1 protein-coding gene is annotated in these 330 nt (G+C 59.4%); it reads left to right on the top strand.

Annotated elements, in window-relative coordinates:
• Positions 1–116: 116 nt before the first annotated feature.
• On the top strand, positions 117–330 hold a 214-nt coding region (locus ACTJLF_RS34850), incomplete at its 3' end, for a hypothetical protein (protein ID WP_440884938.1).

Below are 330 nucleotides of genomic sequence, written 5' to 3'. Positions count from 1 at the left end.
CGGTGCGAAAGCACTGATGCAGATGCGAGGTATCAAAAGGCGACGGCCAGGGTGTTACTAGCACCCCGGCCGTCTAACCAAGTTCGTGCACACACCTTGGAAGGAACCGCACAAAAATGGCTACCAAGACTATAGCCCGGCCTCGCACGCCGGTAGCTTCCGCAGAAACCGCCCAACAAGACCCGGCGGATCTTCTTGAAAACACCCTCACTCAGCTCGAAGCCCTCCTGTGGGTCTGCCACGGCGAAGAGATCGACTGGTGCAGCGGGGATGGACCTCGGCAACTCAACAATCTGCTTTGGCTTGCGGCCGAGATGGCGCGCAAGGCTG

The sequence above is a fragment of the Variovorax sp. 22077 genome, assembly GCF_052044195.1.
In the GTDB taxonomy this organism is placed as follows: domain Bacteria; phylum Pseudomonadota; class Gammaproteobacteria; order Burkholderiales; family Burkholderiaceae_C; genus Variovorax; species Variovorax atrisoli.
Note: the sequence above shows the minus strand (reverse complement) of the source record. Positions and strands in the feature narration are given on the sequence as shown.